Source organism: Solimicrobium silvestre, assembly GCF_002976435.1.
In the GTDB taxonomy this organism is placed as follows: domain Bacteria; phylum Pseudomonadota; class Gammaproteobacteria; order Burkholderiales; family Burkholderiaceae_D; genus Solimicrobium; species Solimicrobium silvestre.
This window is the reverse complement of the sequence record NZ_PUGF01000026.1, coordinates 38,887-58,133: the sequence shown is the minus strand read 5'-3', so window position 1 is coordinate 58,133 and position 19,247 is coordinate 38,887. Positions and strand designations below refer to the sequence as shown.

Annotated in this window: 16 protein-coding genes; 7 read left to right on the top strand and 9 right to left on the bottom strand. The window is 47.3% G+C overall.

Translation table 11 applies throughout. The features are described 5' to 3' along the window. Window positions 1-65 precede the first annotated feature (65 nt). The 5 genes from ppa to hemC form a co-directional block, all read right to left on the bottom strand. Complete coding sequence (gene ppa, locus S2091_RS20280) at window positions 66-605, bottom strand: inorganic diphosphatase (protein WP_105533791.1); 540 nt, start codon at window positions 603-605, stop codon at window positions 66-68. A 90-nt stretch (window positions 606-695) separates the two neighbouring features. After that, complete coding sequence (locus S2091_RS20275) at window positions 696-1,901, bottom strand: heme biosynthesis protein HemY (protein ID WP_105533790.1); 1,206 nt, start codon at window positions 1,899-1,901, stop codon at window positions 696-698. Beyond that, window positions 1,901-3,094, bottom strand: coding sequence for a uroporphyrinogen-III C-methyltransferase (locus tag S2091_RS20270; RefSeq protein WP_105533789.1), 1,194 nt, complete (start codon window positions 3,092-3,094; stop codon window positions 1,901-1,903). Before S2091_RS20270 ends, S2091_RS20275 begins: the two co-directional genes overlap by 1 nt. After that, window positions 3,091-3,879: a uroporphyrinogen-III synthase gene (locus tag S2091_RS20265; RefSeq protein ID WP_105533788.1), complete on the bottom strand. Its 789-nt coding sequence runs from the start codon at window positions 3,877-3,879 to the stop codon at window positions 3,091-3,093. Before S2091_RS20265 ends, S2091_RS20270 begins: the two co-directional genes overlap by 4 nt. A 42-nt stretch (window positions 3,880-3,921) precedes the next feature. Then, window positions 3,922-4,875, bottom strand: a complete 954-nt coding sequence (gene hemC, locus S2091_RS20260; RefSeq protein WP_105533803.1) for a hydroxymethylbilane synthase — start codon at window positions 4,873-4,875, stop codon at window positions 3,922-3,924. Between the two features lie 167 nt (window positions 4,876-5,042). Here hemC and S2091_RS20255 point away from each other — a divergent pair, with 167 nt between their 5' ends. The 3 genes from S2091_RS20255 (at window position 5,043) to S2091_RS20245 (ending at window position 7,613) form a co-directional block, all read left to right on the top strand. After that, window positions 5,043-5,714 (top strand): DUF599 domain-containing protein, encoded by a 672-nt coding sequence (locus S2091_RS20255; RefSeq protein ID WP_105533787.1) that lies wholly within the window; start codon window positions 5,043-5,045, stop codon window positions 5,712-5,714. A gap of 270 nt (window positions 5,715-5,984) precedes the next feature. Beyond that, on the top strand, window positions 5,985-7,001 hold the full coding sequence (trpS, locus tag S2091_RS20250) for a tryptophan--tRNA ligase (protein WP_105533786.1): 1,017 nt from the start codon (window positions 5,985-5,987) through the stop codon (window positions 6,999-7,001). A gap of 75 nt (window positions 7,002-7,076) precedes the next feature. Next, window positions 7,077-7,613, top strand: a complete 537-nt coding sequence (locus S2091_RS20245; protein WP_105533802.1) for a CcdC protein domain-containing protein — start codon at window positions 7,077-7,079, stop codon at window positions 7,611-7,613. Window positions 7,614-7,679: 66 nt separating this feature from the next. Here the strand turns inward: S2091_RS20245 and S2091_RS20240 are convergent, their stop codons facing one another. The 3 genes from S2091_RS20240 to S2091_RS20230 are packed head-to-tail and all read right to left on the bottom strand — an operon-like array spanning window position 7,680 to window position 13,433. Further along, the gene (locus S2091_RS20240) at window positions 7,680-9,107 is read right to left on the bottom strand and encodes an efflux transporter outer membrane subunit (RefSeq protein WP_105533785.1); all 1,428 of its coding nucleotides are present in this window, start codon (window positions 9,105-9,107) and stop codon (window positions 7,680-7,682) included. Further along, window positions 9,100-12,243, bottom strand: a complete 3,144-nt coding sequence (locus S2091_RS20235; protein WP_105533784.1) for an efflux RND transporter permease subunit — start codon at window positions 12,241-12,243, stop codon at window positions 9,100-9,102. The genes S2091_RS20240 and S2091_RS20235 overlap by 8 nt, the downstream gene beginning before the upstream one ends. An 8-nt stretch (window positions 12,244-12,251) precedes the next feature. Continuing rightward, complete coding sequence (locus tag S2091_RS20230) at window positions 12,252-13,433, bottom strand: efflux RND transporter periplasmic adaptor subunit (protein WP_105533783.1); 1,182 nt, start codon at window positions 13,431-13,433, stop codon at window positions 12,252-12,254. Between the two features lie 306 nt (window positions 13,434-13,739). On the opposite strand from S2091_RS20230, the gene S2091_RS20225 reads away from it, so the two are divergent. The 3 genes from S2091_RS20225 (at window position 13,740) to S2091_RS20215 (ending at window position 17,323) form a co-directional block, all read left to right on the top strand. Beyond that, window positions 13,740-14,666 carry a LysR family transcriptional regulator gene (locus S2091_RS20225; RefSeq protein WP_105533782.1) on the top strand — a complete coding sequence of 309 codons (927 nt, stop codon included), beginning with the start codon at window positions 13,740-13,742 and terminating at the stop codon, window positions 14,664-14,666. A gap of 280 nt (window positions 14,667-14,946) precedes the next feature. Continuing rightward, window positions 14,947-15,126 carry a hypothetical protein gene (locus S2091_RS24555; protein WP_243405508.1) on the top strand — a complete coding sequence of 60 codons (180 nt, stop codon included), beginning with the start codon at window positions 14,947-14,949 and terminating at the stop codon, window positions 15,124-15,126. Window positions 15,127-15,373: 247 nt separating this feature from the next. Continuing rightward, a complete protein-coding gene (locus S2091_RS20215; protein WP_133166947.1) occupies window positions 15,374-17,323 on the top strand; it encodes a DUF7024 domain-containing protein in 1,950 nt (649 codons plus the stop codon). 229 nt (window positions 17,324-17,552) lie between these two features. On the opposite strand, the gene S2091_RS20210 is transcribed toward S2091_RS20215, so the two are convergent. Further along, window positions 17,553-17,987, bottom strand: a complete 435-nt coding sequence (locus tag S2091_RS20210) for a hypothetical protein (RefSeq protein ID WP_105533780.1) — start codon at window positions 17,985-17,987, stop codon at window positions 17,553-17,555. Window positions 17,988-18,458: 471 nt separating this feature from the next. On the opposite strand from S2091_RS20210, the gene S2091_RS20200 reads away from it, so the two are divergent. Beyond that, window positions 18,459-18,860 (top strand): hypothetical protein, encoded by a 402-nt coding sequence (locus tag S2091_RS20200; protein ID WP_105533778.1) that lies wholly within the window; start codon window positions 18,459-18,461, stop codon window positions 18,858-18,860. The last annotated feature ends 387 nt before the right edge of the window (window positions 18,861-19,247 follow it).

Sequence of the window (19,247 nt, the reverse complement as noted above, 5' to 3'; positions counted from 1 at the left end):
AAAGAACAAGCAGAAAATTGAAATGATGTTCCTGCAGCAATGGCAGGAACATCATCAAAATAACTTTATTTAGTTAACGAAGCTGTGTAGTTAGCAACACCATTCAAAATTTCAGCGTGCGCCTCATCAGGACCGCTCCAACCTTCTACTTTGACCCATTTCCCTTTTTCCAAATCTTTGTAATGTTCAAAGAAATGTTGGATTTGGCGCAAACGTAATTCATTCATGTCTTCAGGCTTTTGCCAGTGCGAGTATATCGGCAAAATTTTATCGATCGGCACAGCTAAAACTTTAGCGTCCTGGCCGCCTTCATCGGACATATTAAGCACGCCAATCGCACGGCAGCGCACAACTACGCCTGGGATTAACGCGAATGGCGTAATCACCAATACGTCGACCGGGTCACCGTCGCCGGCGATAGTTTGTGGCACATAACCGTAGTTGCATGGATAGTGCATCGCTGTACCCATGAAACGATCAACAAAAATTGCGCCGGTTTCTTTATCAACTTCATATTTGATCGGGTCAGCATTCATCGGGATTTCAATGATGACGTTAAAATCGTGTGGCAAATCACGACCGGCCGAAACTTTATTCAAACTCATTTTGCTTCTTTCTATATAAATATCTACTACTTACTCAAGGTGAAAATATGACCGGAGCAGGTATTCTGCTTTTAATTTATAGGGTGAATATCAGGTAAATTTACGCTCTGCAATCAAAGCACAAGCGCGATAATATTCAGCCGCTTTCTCTTGCAAACCAAGTTGCTCATTTAATTGAGCCAGCTTCAAATTAGTTTCACGCAGACAGGTAATGTCCGACGCGTACATTAAGGCTTGCTCTAAATTACGCTCAGCTTTACCCCATAATTTTTGATTCAAACACAACACACCCATAGTTAACGCTAACTCAGGATCGGTTGGGTGAATGACCAACCAGGATTCGCAATGCTCAATTTGCGTTAGCAGCGCAGCCGAACCTTCTTTTGCGGCAGCTTCGCGATAGGCAACGATCAAGCGTTCATCCCAATCAACCAGCAATGCTTTTTCAAGTAAATTACGCGCCTCATCGAACAAACCCTGCGCCACCATCGTGCGCGCAGCCAATGCTGCAACAAAAGGCTTAACTCTATCTTCAGCTGGGATGCTGTACCACAAACGACGAATTGATTCGGCATCTTGACCATGATCAGATAACAAATCCTGATAAGCGAGTTCACGCAAGCGCGTCGATAAGGCCGGATGCAGAGAACGATGTTTATCTAGCGCTTTAACCAAACGTAACACTTCGGTCCATTGCTTGGCTTGCTGGTTTGCTTTTAAAGCCCAACGCAATACATGAATATGGCGCGTACCGTTGGCGTTTAACTCTTTAACCGCTTCCAATGCCTGTTCAGACTGATGCGCATCGACCAATAATTCGGTGGTGCTCACCAAACGTGCCACTTTATATTGCTGATTATCTTCAATGCCGGCCAACCATGCGTCACGTCGCTCGGACTGACTCATATTGTGTGCAGCACGCGCACCGATCAAGGAAGCCAGTGCTGTATTTTCGGGTAATTCAGCCGCGCGCATGGCGGCTTTTTCTGCATGTCCAAAACGACCTTCAAAAAATGCTTTTAAGGCATCGCGCAACGCTTTATTACCTTCGCGTTCGCTTTTAGAGCGCCTATATGTAGCAACCCGTTCTGGCATTTGTTTGGTGGCATTGATGGTATAGAACAGCAAACCCAGCAAAGCAAATATCACCAATAAAACCAGAATAAACAAATTGAGCGACATATCAATACGGTATGGCGGATAAAACAGCACCACATTCCCGGGATTAAAACGCGCCGACAACGCCACCAGTACTGCGGTAGCAAATAAAATTACTAGCCGAATAAAGAAACCCATTATTGCTTCACCGTAAAATTGCGCACTGCGTTTAAGCTCTCAGCCAAACTCGGCATTTCAATCGATACATTGCTGCTTTGAATTTGACGCAGCAACGCTTGTACGGTCTGAGTTTGTTTGGCACGGGTATCAAAATAGCGTGCGATTTCGTCTTGCGCCGCAATCATGTCGCTTCTAAACGGTGTCTCACTGCGCGACAACAAAGCTAACCGCGCATTCAACAAACGTAATTTAACGTTTTCTTTGGCAAAGTAACCTTGACTTGGTGCTAGCAGCAACGCGTCCGGGTTTTCTACATTACGAATTCGAACTAATTGACGCAGTTGATCCCACATTTCGGTAGACCAACTTTGCCAACGATCATCCAGCCACAACATCCAACCGGCAGCATTACCCACTTCGGCCTGATGACTTTCTTTGGCGGCTTTAGAGTTTGCGGCGTTACCGGCATTTTTAGCCGGCTCGCGTCCTTTAACTGGGCTAGTAACAATCACCGGATTTTCATCCACCCACAAAGGCATGTTTTCAATTTGAGCGATAGCACTATCCAAGCGCAAGGCAATGCCTGGCAAATCAAGATTAGGCAATGCTTTTAAGCGGTCGATGTCATGCGAAATCGAGCGGCGGATTGTGATGAATTGCGGTTTATCCGAACGTGCCAGACGCGCATCGGCATTTTGCAATGCGATCAGTGCGCCTTGCACGTTGCCAGCCAATTGCAGTTGCTGACTCGCGGTAGATAAAACCTGCTCAATTTCAGATAGCGCCCAATCATCACGATTTTTAGATAAATCTTGATAAAGCTGTTGCAACGCTAAGGCATGGCTTTCTGATTCGGCTTGCTTGCTTTCTAACACGCCGATTTTCACTTGCAATTCTTTGCCAGTTTCCTGCATCGATTTTGCGATGATTTTGGTTTCGGCATTGCCCACATCGGCCGTTTGTAAGCGACGCGCTAATTCTTCGCGCAATTGGCTGATCTGGTTTGTCGAACTCCACCATTGCGCAACTAGCAGCACGGTGAGTCCGGCTAGCGCAGCATAAGTTAAATGAGATGGCTTTAGCACTTGCGCGCGGGGTGATTTTTCCACAGTTTGATCCGAATTGACAGCAGCAGGAACTAACTCAGTTGAGGTCGAGTTAGTACTTTGCTGCGCTGGATTAGGGGGAGTTGGGTTCAAGGATTCGTTCATAGGTGAGATTGTAACGCGAGCAGCAGGTTTTCGTCGCCTGAACCAATCAGACGTACGCATTTAAATCCCATATTTTCCGCAGTTTCTGCAATACGATGATGAGATACTAATAAATTAATTTGTTGCGTCTTAACAACGGCAGCTTCGCCAGCCACTTTTCTTGCCAACTCGACCAGCGTTCTGAGTGCCTCCGAACTACTGACCACCCAACGATCAGAACAGCTTAGCAGCTCCAACAGCAGTTGACTATTATGAGCAGTTATTTGCGGAGCAAAACGCCGATAAGCGGCCACTTTTACGACCTGAATACCGTGAGCGATGAGCGCTTCAGAAAGTAGCTCGCGCCCGGTTTCAGCACGTAAAATTAATACTTCGCGGCCTTTTAATGCAGGTAAATTTAGCTCTTGCAATAGTGTTTCGGAGTCAGAACGAAACGGATCAGTCGGGCAATAAATAGTCGTATTGTCGCTATTAATTCCATACTCAGCCAACGCCGCGCGACTACCCTCGCCCACCACCGCAATCGCCACTTCAGACGGCCACTTCAATCCTCTCTGAAACACGTTGTGCACCGCATTAGGGCTAACAAACGCCACCATCGCATAGCGCGACAAATTGGCTAAGGTCGCTTGCAACAGCGCGTGCAATTCGCCGTCTTCCGGCAACGGTGCAATTTCTAGCAAGGGAAATAACGCCACCGAATAACCCAATGCAGTCAAGCGCGCGGCCAGCGGCTGCGCTTGAGCTATAGGTCGGGTTAAGATAATTTTGTTTGAACTTGCCATTCGGTATTGTGCTTACTTTTGCTAATTTACAACTTCTAACTTCTAATTCTTATCTTCAACGCTCAAGCACTGCGCCAAAATAGTCGCCGCATCTTGTGCCTGTAACTGATCAATAATTTGCGCGCTTAATTGCGCACCGTCCAAACTATTACCACACACTTCGGCGCGTGCAATTTTACTGCCATCCGGTGTTGCAACGAAAGCGCGCAAATGCATCACATCATCAGTAATGGTCGCGTAGGCCGCTAACGGAATTTGGCAACTACCGCCAAAAGCCTTGGAAACAGCGCGTTCCGCATGCACTGCCAAAGCACTGACATGATGATTTAACGGTGCCAGCCAAGCGGCTAATTCTGGGCGATTATCGGCAATCTCTATCGCCATTGCGCCTTGTCCGGCAGAAGGCAAGCTTTGTTCCGGTTCCAAATAAGCGCGTATCCGTTCCGGCAAACCTAGACGCTTCAAGCCGGCTGCTGCCAAAATAATTGCCGCGTAATCGCCTTGATCCAGCTTGCGCAAACGGGTATCCAAGTTGCCGCGCAACGGCTTAATCAGTAAATGCGGGTACGCCGCCATTAACGCCGCCTGACGCCGCAGACTACTGGTTCCGATCACGGCTCCGGCAGGCAAATCGGTCAGCGTTGCATACAAATTGGACACCAAGGCATCACGCGGATCTGCGCGTTCTAACACCGCCGCCAATTGCAAGCCAACTGGCACATCCATCGGCATATCTTTCAAAGAATGCACGGCTAAATCAGCGCGCCCATCCAACATGGCGGTTTCCAATTCTTTAACGAACAAACCCTTGCCACCGACTTTAGATAAAGCCCGGTCTAGAATTTGATCGCCCCGCGTCGTCATTCCAAGCAACTCGATCACACATTCCGGGTACAAAGCCTGCAAACGCGCCTGCACATGTTCGGCCTGCCACATCGCCAAACGACTTTCGCGCGTGGCGATAATTAATTTTTTAGGGGCTGATTTAGGGAGCATTGGTGTCAACACAGATTCTTTCCAGGTAACGCAAACAAGTCCAATCCGGCTTTTGTTGCATATTTTAGTGCCGAATTTTATCACGGCCAGACCCAGTTGCGATTGCGCAATAGGGTGCATCTACGTAGAATTCGCCCATTATCTTTGCGTCGAATTGGAACACTGCCATGGATTTGCATAATCTGCCATTCGGTATCGAACTCGCTTTTGTAATTGGCCTGAGCTTATGCCTGGTGCTGTATTACTGGTTATTTGATCATGGTTATCTCGGCGCACAAGCCTTGCGCACCTTTAATCAAGAGTCGCGCAAACGCTGGGTGAATGCGGTTTTAAAACAATCCGGCACGGAAATATTGGCCGTCCAAGTGCTACGCAACTCCATCATGAGCGCCACCGTCATGGCAACTACCTGCGTGTTATTAGTGATTGCCGTCATGAGCTTAATCAGCGACACCGATAAATTTGCCTCGCATTGGTTAGATGCAGTGACGGTGCAAGGAATGTGGCGAATCAAAGTCGCCAGTTTATTATTATTTATATTTTTATCTTTCTGGCACTTTGCCCAAGCGATACGGATTTATGGACATGTCGGTTATTTACTGGGCATGCCCAAGCAAGCTGGCGATGATTCGTCGCTCCATGCGCAGCAAGCTATTTCACTGCTGAACACAGCAGGTCACATGTTTTCATATGGAAATCGCTATTTCTTCTTTTCTTTAGCTTTAGCGCTTTGGTGGTTTGGCGTGCTCTATTTATTAATAGGTACGATTAGCATTACGTTAATGAGTTGGTTGTTAGATCGGCGCGCTTTGATGGTGAGCGGCGGCATTAAGGTTTAAATTCATTTTTACCAACAAATAGATGGAGTATATAAAAACACCCTATTTTTGCGACTTCCCCCCGTTTTTTTGCCCTTCAATTTACACAATCAGCATAGCGTCAGCCTTGACACCCAACTTACTGCGCGGCATGATGTGCGCTCTTTATCATCACTCTTAGCACTGCAACTACGTTGCAAACTCTAATGACAACCTAAGAGCGGCTTTGCCGCCGTAGCTGGCGGTCCGCAAGCAACCTGTGCGGCTCCAGACTAGGGCAACTGGAAAATTATGCACACTACAGATAACAAACAACATTTAATCCTCACCGGCGACCGTCCAACCGGCCCTTTGCACCTCGGCCACTACGTCGGCAGTTTGTGCAACCGAGTTAAATTTCAACATCAATATCAGCAATTCATCATGCTGGCCGACGCACAGGCGTTGACCGATAACATGGACGATCCGGGCAAAGTGCATCGCAATGTACTGGAAGTCGCGCTGGATTATTTAGCGGTAGGCATCGACCCGACCTTATCAACGATTTTTATCCAGTCGCAAATTCCCGAACTCACCGAGCTCACTTTTTACTACTTGAATTTAGTCACGGTAGCGCGCCTGGAACGCAATCCAACCATTAAAGAAGAAATCCGACTGCGCAATTTCGAACGCGACATTCCGGCCGGTTTTTTAACTTACCCAGTTAGCCAGGCCGCGGACATTAGCGCTTTTAAAGCCACGTTGGTGCCGGTCGGTGAAGACCAGATTCCGATGATTGAACAAACTAACGAAATCGTGCGTCGCTTTAACCGCCTGGTAAATCAGGAAATTTTGGTGGAATGCCAGGCCCTGGTTCCAGAAATTGGTCGTTTGCCGGGTATTGATGGCAAAGCAAAAATGAGTAAATCACTCGGCAACGTCATCAACTTAGGTGCCACTGCCGCTGAGATTCGCGCTGCTGTCAAAAAAACCTACACCGATCCACTGCATTTGCGCATCGAAGACCCCGGCCATTTAGAAGGCAATGTCGCCTTTACTTATTTAGATGCATTCGATAACGACAAAACTTCTTTAGCCGAAATGAAAGCCCACTATGTACGCGGCGGCTTGGGCGATGGTACGGTCAAAAAACGTTTGGAAGAATGTCTGCAAGAATTGATCGGTCCGATTAGAGAGCGCCGTGCTGCGCTAGCTGAAGATCGCGGCTACGTCCTGCAAATACTCAAACAAGGCACTGAAAAAGCGCGTGAAGTCGCAGCCAAAACCACGGATGAAGTTAAGGCGGCGTTGGGATTGAAGCACTTTTAAAATATCATAATGTTGCGCTGAGGACACTGATGTGGCAGCATGCATCAATGTCCTTTTACATCACCATTTAATTTCATGACCAACAACCCTCAAACCTTAATCTTCCTCGCCTTTATTCCGCTGATCTTGTGGCGGATGTATTCAAGAATTCGCCGCATGGTTGGCCGACAAGTATCCAAACCATGGCGACAATGGTTAACCGTTTGCTCATTCCCATTGCTGGTACTCTTAATCGGGGCTGTTTCGTTTTCGCAGCCTTACGCCCTGCTTGCCTTATTCGGCGGCTTGGCGCTCGGGATAGCTTTTGGCGTTATTGGGCATCGCCTGACCAAATTTGAGCAAAGCACTGAAGGGATGTTCTATACACCCAATGCACACTTGGGGATTGCTCTCTCATTACTGCTGATCGGTCGTCTTATGTATCGCTTCATCGAAACCGGCTTACCCGGCAGCGCTACAGCAGTGCCGCAAAACACTCTACCAACACCACTGACCTTGGCACTGTTCGGCATGCTGGCTGGCTACTACGTCACTTATGCCATTGGATTGATACTCTGGCGTCGTAATGCGGAACGCAATAAACTTCCAGAGAATAATTTAGAGACTTTTTAATAATTTCCCCGCTTACTTTCCGATTTACTCCACAAGCAAGAGTAAATCGGCTCCGGCATATTTTCATCATCTCGCTTCTGCCACTTCTTCCGTATCAGACTCCCAGCCACCGCCTAGCGCCTTATACACACTGATCGTTGAATTTAGACGATCTAGTTGAGCGCTGATCAGATTCAGCTCGGCCTGAAAACTATTGCGTTGGGCATCAAGCACATCCAGATAGTTGGAATAACCGTTGTCGTAGCGCAGACTGGACAGATGCAGTGTCTTGTTCAATGCGGCCAGCTGTGTGGTTTGTGCCGCCTGAATCTGGCGTGCGGTGCTGTTGGCATTGAACGCGTCCAACGCATCTTTAAATGCGTTTTGCACTGATTTTTGATACTGTGCCAGCGCCTGTTTCTGATTGGCGGAAGCGGCATCCACCGCGTAACCGGTCGCACCGAAATTAAAAATAGGTGCCGCCAGATTGCTTGCAAAATTCCAAGTACGAGTCGGGCCAGTGAATAAGCTATCTAACGACGGACTTTGTGAACCGAATGCGCCGCTTAAGTTAATACTGGGGAAGTAAGCCGCTTTGGCGGCGCCAATGCGAGCATTCGCGGCGATTAGCAGTTGCTCGCTGGCCGCGATGTCCGGACGGCGTTCCAGCAAGATGGACGGCAATACGGCAGGAATATCAAGTGGCAAAGTCAGGTTATTGATATCCTGACCGCGCAGGAGTTTCCCCTCAACCAGTTGTTTAGGTGAATGCCCCAACAGCACACCTAACGCGCTTTCGGTTTGTTCCAGCGAACGGGCAATTTGCGGTATTACGGCACGAGCCGACGCCGCTTCTGCTTCAGCTTGCCGCTGATCCAGTTCCGAGATAATGCCGCCCTTAAAACGCTTGGTTTGCAGCGCCAACGACTCTTCACGGCTTTGCAGCGTGCGTCTCGCAATATCCAGTTGTGCATCAAAGGCACGCAGCTGGAAATAAGTTTGCGCCAGTTGCGCAGTCAGCGATAACGCAACAGCGTCGCGATTGAAGCGGTTAGCCATAAAATCAGCATTGGCTGCCTCATTGCTACGACGCAGTTTTCCCCACAAATCCAGTTCCCAACTAACGCTCAGGTTGCCATAACGAGTATCGCTAACCAGTGGCGTGTCTGATGCGTTTATTTGTTGTGAGGTGCGTCCCTTTTGAGCTCCCACACCGGCATCCAGTGCCGGCCGTAGATTGCTACGGGCAATACCAGCTTGGGCGGCTGCTGCTTCAACGCGTGCAGCGGCGGCAATCAAATCCTGATTATGTTGTAGCCCTGTGTCGATCAGTTGATTAAGTACCGGATCGTTAAACTGCCGCCACCAGTTGCTGGCAACGGCGGTCTGTTTGGATTGGGCTTGAGTATCCGGCACTTCAACCTTGGGTTGATGGTAGTCAGGGCCAACCGCGCAGGCAGATAACGCAGCGGCGAATACGGAAAGAATTGAAAGAGTCCAGGTACGTTTAAACATGATCTTGTGCTCCGGTTTCGAGTGTTTGGACCTTAGCTTTACCCCGACCGGATGCTTGCATGATTAAGCGGAAAAACAAGGGGATAAAAAAGATGGCAATGAAGGTAGCGGCTAACATGCCGCCAATGACTGGCGTACCAAGCGAATGTCGGCTAGCGGCACCGGCGCCACTGGATGTAACCAGCGGAACGCACCCTAAAATAAACGCCAGCGAGGTCATGATGATGGGACGAAAACGTAATCTGGCAGCCTCCAGTGAAGCATCCAGCAACGTCATGCCTTCTTCGTGCTTCATGATGGCAAACTCTACAATAAGGATCGCGTTTTTGGCCGCCAAACCGATCAGGGTGACCATACCAATCTGGAAGTAAACATCGTTACTCATTTTGAAGACATACGCGGCGAGCAATGCGCCGAATAAAGCAAACGGTACGGCGGTAATCACCGCCAGCGGCAAGCTCCATCGCTCATATTGTGCGGCCAGAATCAGGAACACCATCAAAATACCAAAACCGAAGGCTACGACTGCCGTGCCGCCAGCTTGTTTTTCCTGATAAGCGCTACCGCTCCAGGCCAGAGAATAATCGCTCCCTAAAGCCTGCTGAACCACTTCTTCCAACGCTGCAATGGCTTGCCCAGAACTAACGCCCGGTGCGGGTTGTGCCATGATTTTGGCTGCATTAAAGATGTTGAAACGGTCCACCAGTTCTGGCCCAAAGCTCGATTGCACAGTCACCAGACTGGCAAGAGGAATCATTATCCCTTGTTCTGAGCGAACATAGATATTGGCAATATCCTCAGGCCGCGCTCTAAAGTCGGCTTCGGATTGCACCTGAACTTTGTAGGTACGCCCAAACTTGTTGAAATCGTTGACGTAGAGCTGACCAAACGTAGCTTGCATCGTCGCAAACACTTCATTGATATTCACACCCAATGCTTTGGCTTTTTCTCGATCCAGATCCAGATATTTTTGCGGAACGTTGGCGCGGAAAGTGCTAGTAACGTTACTGAACTCCGGACGTTTTTTTGCCGCATCCAGCAACTTTTGTGTGGCCTCGCTCAACTTTTGAGAGCCTTGATCATTGCGATCTTGCAAAAAGCTCTCCAGCCCACCGGTTGCCGACATCCCCATAATCGGGGCTGAGTTAAACACGTTAACGATGCCGGATTGAATCGTGCGGCCCAGCGCAATATAGTGACTAGCAAGCGAAAATGAGTCCTGCCCTTCACCCTGTCGCTGGCTCCAATCTTTTAGTGAAATAAAGCTGGTCGCGCGGTTGCTCAGTTTAGAGCCGGACAAAATATCAAAGCCGGTGAAAGTCGTAACGCTGTCAATATTCGGATCGGCCAGCAGCTGTTGATCGTATTCGTTTGCGGCGCTGATGGTGCGCGTCAGAGAAGATGCGTCTGGCAATGAGATGCTTGCGGTCAGCTTACCCATGTCTTCTGCAGGAACCAGTGAACCCGGCACCTTACTATAAAGCAGCCCAGTCACTAACAAAAGAGCTGCAACCATACCTAAGGCCAGGCCGCTACGACGCTGAAGAAAACGTGCGCCGCCCACGTAATTATTGGTCAGCTTGTCGAAGAAGGTGTTAAACCAGATAAAGAAACGAGCCGGCTTTTGGTGGCCGGGCTTAAGCATCAGCGCACACATTGCCGGAGTTAATGTCAGTGCCACAATGCCGGAAATAATGACAGAAATCGCAATGGTGACGGCAAACTGTTTGTACATGACACCCGTCATACCGCCCATGAAGGCGACAGGCAAAAAGACCGCGCACAATACCAACACAATGGCAATCACCGGGCCGGATACTTCTTGCATTGCCTGAATAGAGGCTTCTTTAGCCGAGCATTTTTTCTCACTCATAATCCGCTCGACATTTTCCAGCACGACAATGGCATCATCCACCACAATCCCGATAGCCAGCACCATCCCAAACAGCGTCAACAGATTGATTGAAAAACCCAACATCAACATGCCGGCAAACGTACCGATTAACGATACCGGTACCGCAATACACGGAATGAGCGTAGCGCGGAAATTTTGCAAAAACAGATACACCACCACAAAGACCAGCACGATGGCTTCAAGCAAGGTATGCACTACGGCTTCTACCGACACTTTGACAAAATCAGTGGTATCAAACGGAATCGCATAATCCAGACCGGATGGAAAACGTTTTTTCAGCTCGGCCATTTTATTAGCAACGGCTGAAGAGACTTCTAACGCATTGGCATTCGGCTGCAAGTAGGTGACGATACCAACAGCCGGCTTGCCATTACGCATGGCAACCACATCGTAGTCGTTACCGCCCATCTCGACCCGTGCCACATCCTGAACCCGAATTTTAGAACCGTCCGGCATGGAACGAACGATGATATTTTCGAACTCTTCAACAGTGGATAGCCGCCCTTTGGCACTGACGGTGTAGGTAAAATTGATTGCTGCGTCTGAAGGTTGTGCCCCGATTTTACCGGCAGCAAACTGGGCATTCTGTTCACGTACCGCCGTAACGATATCGGAAGGTGTCAGCGACAGTTGCGCCATCCGGTCTGGCCTTAACCACAAGCGCATGGCGTATTCGGTGCCGCCCATGATATTGACATCTCCCATACCAGGAATACGCTTGAGCTCATCGAGCACATTCAGCAGAGCATAATTGGATAGATAGTTGCGATCGTATTGGTCACTGGGTGAATTAAGGGAAATCACGCTGAGTACCGAAGTGGATTTTTTGCGCACAGTAATACCTTGACGCTGCACTTCTTCCGGCATGGTTTTCATGGCCGCCTGGACGCGGTTATTAACGTCAATAGTCGCTTGATCAGGGTCGGTGCCAACGGCAAAATAAACGCTCAGGTTGAGCTGGCCGGTAGAAGACGAACTGGATTGCATGTACAGCATATTTTCCACGCCATTTACTTGCTGCTCTAGCGGTGAAGCCACACTCTGTGCAATAGTTTCAGGCGTCGCACCCGGATAAATAGCGCTCACCGAGACTACCGCCGGTACTATTTGCGGGTACTGCTCAATAGGTAAAACGCGCATTGCCGCCAGACCTGCCAGCGTAATGATGATGGCAATAACGCTGGCAAAAATGGGGCGATGAATAAAAAATCTTGAAAACATTTCGTCCCCTATTTAGTGTTTAACTGCGTGGTTGACTGAGCGGGTATCTGAGCAGTAGTCTGATCCGCTACGGGCGTGACCGCATCACCGGCGCGAGCCTTCATTCCACCATTAATGATCACGCGATCACCCGCTTTTAAACCAGACTCAATCACCACCTCGCCACCAATCTGCTGGCCTAGTTGCACCGAATTGGACACGACCTTGTTGCTACCATCGACAGTCAATATCAGGTTGTCGGCCTGCGATGGCATGATGGCTTGTTCAGGGACAGTAATCGTAGTGTTGCGGATACCGATATCCACCAATACCCGCACAAATTGCCCCGGCAATAAATCACCATTGGGATTGGCAAACATGGCCCGCGTGCGAATGGTGCCGGTTTTGGGATCAACCCGGTTATCGTGGAAATCAATCTTGCCGGCCTGCGAATAATAATGCCCGTCCGACAAGCGAATTTTTACGGTTTTTTGTCCTTCCGGTGGAGCGACAATCGTGCCCTCCCGTAGATTTCGCTTGTTATCGAGTTTGCTTTGTTCTGAGATAGAGAAGTTGACGTAGAGCGGATCAAACTGAGAAATCGTGGTTAGCGGCTCGGCTGCATCAACACGGATCAAGCTACCTTCCGATTGCACCTGTTTGCTGGTCATGCCTGATATCGGCGCCGTAACGTGGGTGTAATCCAGATTAAGTTGCGCTTCTTTGACCTTAGCATCGGCTGATTGTTTAGCGGCCAGTGCTACGTTATAGGCCGAACTGGCGTTATCGAAATCCATCTTGGAGATGGCATTTTCTCTATACAGCGGCGCTATCCGGTCGCGGTCAGCCGTAGCTTTATCCAGCGCTGCTTGTTGCTGTGCCTGAGCACCTTTAGCCTGCTCCAGCATCACTTGATAGGGCGCCGGATCAATCTGAAATAATACTTGGCCCTGCTTGACCGGCTGCCCTTCCACATAAGTGCGCTTAAGTAAAATACCGCCGACTCTGGCGCGCACCTCAATATCTCGATAACCCGCCGTCTCGCCCACTAACTCCATCGTAATTGGAACTTCTTTTGGCACCACTGTTTGTATCGTGACCTCTGGTATGGATGGCATGGCTCGTGGCTGCTCATTGGAACAACCCGCCAATAACAATGAGGATGCGGTGAAGAGGACGACCAGCAGTTGCTGGCGAAATGTGAAATGCATATCAAATAACTCCTTAAAACAATAATGCGGTGTGCGGGATATACCCGCCAATCATGAAGCCGGCGCACCAGCAAATTGATAGCGTTAGTCTGCGATAGGCAAAACCGGATCCGAATTCTGTATGGGGTGCATCCCTTAGCTAAAATCTCCGGCAAGCAGAAATAAGGGAATATAGGTCAAAAATTTTGAATAATTACCCTGCAAAAACAAAAGCTTATTAAGATTATTTACAGGAAATAAAACGATTTTTATCGGTATTGCTGACTATAATTTAATTAAATCTCTAATGAAATTGGAAATATTCGAATGAATAAGTCAAAAAAATTGAACATAAAAGTATCGCTGGAGGCGCTAACCGTACTGGATGCAATAGATCATCATGGTAGTTTTTCAGCGGCAGCAGAAATTTTGCATCGGGTGCCATCGACTCTGACCTATACCGTACAAAAATTAGAACAGCAGCTCGGCATTGTTATTTTTGACCGCACCGGTCATCGCTCTCAACTCACCGCCAGCGGTAAATTATTGCTGCGGGAAGGCCGCTATTTACTCGATGCTGCGCATCGGCTGGAGCAACGCGTCTGCCAACAAGCCGATGGCTGGGAGAACGAATTACGCATTACCCTGGGTGGCATTACACCTATCGAGCCATTAATTCCCCTGATAGCCGAATTTGATCAATTGAAATCAGGCACAACATTGATTTTTAAGCGCGAAATTTTTAAAGGAATTTGGGATGCGTTAGTGAATGACCGGGCAGATCTGGTAGTTGGCGCTTATGTGCGCCATGCTCCTGAAGAATGTTTTTTACGTGAGATCGGTAGCGTTGAAATGGTGCTGGTGGCGGCTCCCCATCATCCTTTGGCGCAAGAAAAAACACCGCTATCCAATGAACAGATCCGACAACATCGGGCAATTGCTGTGGCAGATACTTCGCGTAGTTCCACCGCGTATAGCGCAGCGGGTGTATTAACGGGGCAGGACGTCTTGTTTGTACACAGTAATTCAGCCAAGATGAAATTGATTCAGGCAAATCTTGGCATCGGATTTTTACCGCGCTCTTATGTGCAGGAGCATCTGGATGACGGGCAGTTAATCGAACTGGCAACACAACAGGCTCCGTTAAGATCGCCCAGTTGTTTTGCCTGGCGCAACCCAAAACCGGGCAAGGCATTGCAATGGTTTATTAACCGGTTAGAACAGGCAGTGGCCGAGAATCATTTGAAAAGATAGGCCCAATATTAACCCGCGGACGAAAACAGACGAAGCCAGAGAATGACGTACAAAAAGATTCCCAACTTTACCAGCACCAACCACGTCATTTTCATCACATTGCTTTTCCAACTTCGGTATGGCAACATACCTGTCTTTCTTTTAAGCAATGGATAGCACCAGATTTTTGAATCTGGAACAGCTTCATATGCTGCCGTAGTTAAACGCAGCGGCTTTGCGGCTTGATCAATAGCCCCACCGAAACGTATACAGACAAACCAAGTAAGCGAGCAAAACTAGCGTGAATAATCTGAGATCAACGAAAATAGCGGTAGTCATTCCCAGTTATCGTGTCATCCGGCACATTCTTGGCGTGATCGCGACCATCGGCCCGGAAGTCAGCCGTATTTTTGTTGTGGACGACAAATATCCAGATAACTCAGAAAATTTCGTGCGCACCAATTGCCGGACACTCGCGTAACTGTGCTCGAACATGAGGGAAACCAGGGCGTTGGTGGAGCAGTAATGACCAGCTATGCTGCTGCGCTTGCGGATGGAGCCACCATCATTGTCAAAATTGACGGTCAATGAAATCCTTAATTACACTCCAACTATCAATGAAAAAACTTCTTTCAGCCATCAATAAACTTGACTCCAGAATGGTGTTTTTTTCAACCCTAGTTCTGATTTTTTTCTACCTGCTATTTCGTAATACTGGCCTCTACACAATGGTCCAATCCGATGAATGGGCCTACAGCAGCTTCTCACGCTTAATTCCGTTTAATGAAGCACAGCTTCCTTCCTATTTGTATTTTTCGATATTTCACTTAACCAATTATTGTGGTGATGGGTTTCTAGCCTGCGCACGCGCGCTAAATGTGTTGCTCTTTCTAGCAGCAGCGCCCTTTATTTATCTAGTTGCGCGCAATTACATGTCCGGCAAACTATCCGGCTTCATTGCCATTATGTCTGTCTGCGGACCGTTGAACACTTACACGGCATATTTCATGCCCGAGGCAACGTATTTTTTGGCGTTCTGGGTAATTACTTGGGCCGCCTTCCAATTCCGTGCTGCACCAACTAGCAAACGCTGCGCCGTCCTGGGTATAACAATTGCCCTTGCTTCGATGATCAAAATACACGCGCTATTCTTGTTGCCAGCATTACTCCTGTTCATTCTTTATACTGCCTACGCTACATATTCTGGGAATGGTAATAGCACATGGTTGCGCACCGGCTTGCGCTTGATTTCAATTGCACTGGCTTCGGCAGCTCTAGTGCGATTTGGCATCGGCGCTCTTTATGCAGGGAAAAATGGGCTCGATTTATTAGGCACTTTATACCGCAATCAAGCAGCAGGAACTGCCCACCCAACTATGCAACATCTGCTTGAGCTCACACTAGTCAGCGCAAGTGGACATGCAATGGGGCTGATCGTTTTATTTGGCGTGCCGTTGGCAGCAACATTGGTTTATCCGATGAATCGCACCGAATCGAAATCTACAACAACCGCATTGTTACTGTATTTGCTATTAATGCTCGGTTCGTTGTTAGCTATTACCGTCATGTTCACCGCAACGGTAGTCGGTTTGTATGACTCGATTACGCGCCTACACATGCGCTACTACGATTTTATTATTCCACTGTTTCTCATTTTTGCTGGATCACAGCTTTCCAGAAATAGCTCCGAACCACCCATTATTAAGAAACTCATAATCGGCACGATGATAGCTATCGCCATCATTTACTCACGCTATTTTCTATTGGAACAATTTTCTCCATCGATTATCGACTGCCCCGATTTAAATGGACTCAGCATTAAACACATATTTAATCAATTTACAGTTCTGGCCGTATTTTGCATTGCTGCCTGGATCACCAACAATAAGCTTGGCATCAAATTATTTCTGTATGTATTCATGCCGATATATACAATTCTGACCAGTATTGCGATTGCTCATACTTTTAGATCTTCGATGGCGCCCGACATCTACGAGCGCGCAGGCATTTACGTGCATGACCACCTGAGTAAAGATGAAATCGCTAAAGTAATTGTCATTGGTGCTGATGATGCCGGACTATTCAAATCAAAATTTCACATGGATAATCCCAAGGTTGATTTGCAATCTACTCCGAAAGGACAACCAATTGATATTTCTCGGTTTGCCCATGACAAACATTGGCTGCTGATTATCGGTGATTACCCTTCGATACCCAATGTATTAAGCCGCCAAGACTCCGGTGATTATTCACTACTGCTTATCGCAAATGAAGACGGTACTATTCCACCCATTGATTTTTCAAAACCATTGGCCGGCGGTGACCTTGTGCATATAAAAGGGCTATCCAATCCTGAATCTTGGGGAGGAAGTTGGTCAATAGATGACAACGTAGAGTTGAAGTTTGATACTGCACTGCCTAAAAAACTGACATTACACTTAACGGCTGACGCCTACGGACCGAATATTGGACAAAATTTCGTCATCATGATTGGCGCAAGCAGACAAACCTTCAACTTAACAAACGAAGCCAGAGAACTGATATTTAATATGGAAACAGATGGTGCGCAACACGTAATTACAATCGAAATTCCACAACCAACCTCGCCAAAACAACTAGGCATAAGTGAAGATGCCCGCCGACTCGGAATAGCCATGATACGTATGAAAATTGAGTGATATTGATCAACACAGTCAATTGGCAAGACTTTATTTAAAGGTGCAGCCGGCTCTCTCTGATGATAAATTCGTGGAGTTAGCCTTAACACTTTCTCAGCTAACCACTCACCCAACAAATCTTCACATTTAAAAGCACTTGAGGCCGCCTTATCACTTGGTAATAAGACGGCCTCAATCTCTCCGTATTCACTTCAAACTAGAGCACAACATTCTGCTCCAAAAACGTCAGTTATTTTAGAACTAGCTCGCGAATAATTTCACTGCCCTGAATTTCCCGCAACGCCTCACGATCTTCCGCGGCTTTATTGCGCGTGGCTCTGTTGCCCATGGTTTTACCAGCCAACGCATCTTCATCGTCATCTTTATCCAGCGCAGCCATATTGGGGTAGGTGCTGGATAAAATCAGATCTGGCTCTCTGGGTGTGCGGGGATTTGCCGAGTACACGTGGTAGCTCAACAATATTCCAGCCTTGATTTCAGCTTCGCGGAAGGCTTTACCGGTAGTAGCGAGCCATTTCATGTATTCGTCAAATTTGCCAGGCTTTACTTTGACATAAGTGAGTACGGTTACTTGCCCCTCTTTATAAGACTTAGCTTCTTGGGCAGTTGCGGTCATCACAAAACCTGTTAAGACTAATCCAATCAATACTAAAAATTTTTTCATCTTTTCCTCCAAAAAATTAAATCGGGGAATTCCGATCGATGAAGACTGCGCTGCTTTTTTTTACTTGTCAATTACTTTGAGTTGGAATTTTATTCGCCATTTTTTTATAGAAATATTTACGAAAAATGATCAGAAATTAGCATCGTTTTAACAAGAATAAGATCTCTCCAGGGAAATTCCGCATCCCCAATTAAAAGCTACATTTTGCGCATCAATACGCACAAAATAGTATTGCTATATCAATAGCCGCATGGCAACATGAATCCGAATTCAATCATATTTAGGAATGTAGATGGCGCTACACGTGGCGTGGCATTTACTGAAACGGGATTTAAATGAAGGGCTGCAAATGCAACAACTTAAATCGGACACCTGCGGAACGGTAACATACCCATCAATAAAGCATTTCTTAAAACTAGTTGAGGAAAATTTTTCTCCCCTCTGTAAAAGTAACCGAAGGAAGATTCAATAATGTCGCCGATTTTTTCAAAGCTCAATTTAACCAATCAGAAAACGATTTGCGTTCTTAATCCACCGGAATCGTTCCAAGAGGAATTATCTCAACTGTCTGGCATTCAGATCATTGACAATTTAAAATCCGATAGCAATCTGAGCTTTGCCCTTATTTTCGTTAGTCAAAAAAATCAAATCGATCAGATTGTGCCCATCCTAGCTAACAAGGCTCAAGGAGATGCCATTGTGTGGTTTGCCTATCCCAAAGGTACGTCAAAGAAATACCAATGCGACTTTAATCGTGATACCGGTTGGGACACGTTGAAAGAACTGGGTTTCGACACGGTACGGCAAGTGGCAATTGATGCCGACTGGTCAGCGCTTAGATTTCGTCGGGTTGAATTTATTGGGTCGCGTTGAAAGGTGCGTGCTGCAAGTGCGGTCATTTAATACTGCTTTTTATAAAACAAGAAAATGTCATCCAAATTAGCAAAATTCATCTTAAGTATCGCAATCGTTTTTTGTTTTTTCAGGTTGAACATCTTCATCAACTAAACCCATTCTTAGCGAAAATGGAAAAAATATAACTAACAGCGTTGCCAGCTTGGAGCGAATAAAACTCGGCGGAGATGACGACAGTCGATTTTAACCGTTTGATAGAAAGGGATTTTGTTGTTGAGTGGGATCATCGCGGTGCAGGAAAGTCTGCCCAAGTAATGTAGCCTGGGTTCAACGACGAATCCCCAATTTGTTGAAGATACACATACGTTGACTGAACTCTTACTGAATGGATCTGGTTTGAGAATT

Coding starts and splice junctions, on each gene's coding strand:
- S2091_RS20270 (WP_105533789.1), bottom strand. CDS start 3,094: ATGAACGAATCCTTGAACCCAACTCCCCCTAATCCAGCGCAGCAAAGT.
- ppa (WP_105533791.1), bottom strand. CDS start 605: ATGAGTTTGAATAAAGTTTCGGCCGGTCGTGATTTGCCACACGATTTT.
- S2091_RS20235 (WP_105533784.1), bottom strand. CDS start 12,243: ATGTTTTCAAGATTTTTTATTCATCGCCCCATTTTTGCCAGCGTTATT.
- S2091_RS20240 (WP_105533785.1), bottom strand. CDS start 9,107: ATGTTTAAACGTACCTGGACTCTTTCAATTCTTTCCGTATTCGCCGCT.
- hemC (WP_105533803.1), bottom strand. CDS start 4,875: ATGCTCCCTAAATCAGCCCCTAAAAAATTAATTATCGCCACGCGCGAA.
- trpS (WP_105533786.1), top strand. CDS start 5,985: ATGCACACTACAGATAACAAACAACATTTAATCCTCACCGGCGACCGT.
- S2091_RS20225 (WP_105533782.1), top strand. CDS start 13,740: ATGAATAAGTCAAAAAAATTGAACATAAAAGTATCGCTGGAGGCGCTA.
- S2091_RS20255 (WP_105533787.1), top strand. CDS start 5,043: ATGGATTTGCATAATCTGCCATTCGGTATCGAACTCGCTTTTGTAATT.
- S2091_RS20265 (WP_105533788.1), bottom strand. CDS start 3,879: ATGGCAAGTTCAAACAAAATTATCTTAACCCGACCTATAGCTCAAGCG.
- S2091_RS20245 (WP_105533802.1), top strand. CDS start 7,077: ATGACCAACAACCCTCAAACCTTAATCTTCCTCGCCTTTATTCCGCTG.
- S2091_RS20230 (WP_105533783.1), bottom strand. CDS start 13,433: ATGCATTTCACATTTCGCCAGCAACTGCTGGTCGTCCTCTTCACCGCA.
- S2091_RS20215 (WP_133166947.1), top strand. CDS start 15,374: ATGGTCCAATCCGATGAATGGGCCTACAGCAGCTTCTCACGCTTAATT.
- S2091_RS20275 (WP_105533790.1), bottom strand. CDS start 1,901: ATGGGTTTCTTTATTCGGCTAGTAATTTTATTTGCTACCGCAGTACTG.
- S2091_RS20200 (WP_105533778.1), top strand. CDS start 18,459: ATGTCGCCGATTTTTTCAAAGCTCAATTTAACCAATCAGAAAACGATT.
- S2091_RS20210 (WP_105533780.1), bottom strand. CDS start 17,987: ATGAAAAAATTTTTAGTATTGATTGGATTAGTCTTAACAGGTTTTGTG.